2 protein-coding genes are annotated in these 988 nt (G+C 64.2%); one reads left to right on the plus strand and one right to left on the minus strand.

What is annotated here, in order from left to right; translation table 11 throughout:
- The coding region (locus A5699_RS19890; protein WP_067772713.1) for a sigma-70 family RNA polymerase sigma factor at window positions 1-542 on the plus strand (542 nt) is incomplete at its 5' end.
- On the opposite strand, the gene A5699_RS19895 is transcribed toward A5699_RS19890, so the two are convergent.
- Window positions 518-988 (minus strand): sigma-70 family RNA polymerase sigma factor (locus tag A5699_RS19895; protein WP_067776778.1); only part of this gene is annotated, 471 nt, incomplete at its 5' end. The genes A5699_RS19890 and A5699_RS19895 overlap by 25 nt on opposite strands.

A 988-nucleotide genomic window follows, 5' to 3' on the forward strand; every position in this document is an offset into this window, starting at 1 on the left:
GCGTCGAGCAGATCGAACGTGGTGCGCGCCGCCTGACCCACAACCGGTACGACGCCGAAGACCTCGTGCAGGAGACACTTCTCAAGGCCTACAGCGGTTTTCACACTTTCGCCGACGGCACCAACATCAGGGCGTGGCTGTTCAAGATTCTGACGAACACCTGGATCAACTCGTACCGCACGACGCAGCGTCGGCCCGAGGAGGTGCTGGCCGAATCGGTCACCGACGCCCAACTGGCCGCGGCGCTGGCCGGTTCTCCGATCGAGTTGGCCTCGGCCGAGCTCGCCGCGCTGGAATCCATGGGCGACGACGAGGTGCGGCGGGCCATGGAGGCACTGCCCGATTTCCAGCGGGTCATCGTGTACTACGCCGACGTCGCGTGCTTCCGGTACAAGGAGATCGCTGAGCTCATGGACATTCCGGTTGGCACTGTGATGTCGAGGTTGCACCGGGCGCGTCGCAATCTGCGTAAGCTGCTCGCCGAAACTGCGGTTGCCAGAGGGTATCTGGCCCGGAGTCAGGACAACGGCACGGCAGCCTGAACCTTACCGGCGTCGCGGCCGATGCCACGGTCCCGGGCCACGTCGGCGAGCAACTCCCGCAGCCGCTTTCGTCCGCGGGCCAGTCGGGACATCACGGTTCCGACGGGTGTGCCCATCAGGGCGGCGATTTCGCGGTAGTGGTAGCCCTCGACGTCGGCGAAGTACACGGTCATCCGGTTGGCCGCAGGGATCGCGTCCAGTGCGTCCGCGATGTCGTCGTCGCGCATCGCTTCGAGCGCTTCCACTTCCGCTGACCGCAAACCCGAAGATGTATGCCGCCCCTCGGCGGACACCTGCCAATCGGTGATGTCTTCACACAGTTGCTCACCCACGGCGCGTTGGCGGGCGCGATAGCTGTTGATCCAGTTGTTGTACATGATCCGAAACAGCCATGCGCGCGCATTCGATCCTGGCTTGAACGTGTGAAAACCGCTGTAGGCCTTGAG

It is taken from the genome of Mycobacterium sp. E802 (genome assembly GCF_001666875.1).
Lineage (GTDB): Bacteria > Actinomycetota > Actinomycetes > Mycobacteriales > Mycobacteriaceae > Mycobacterium.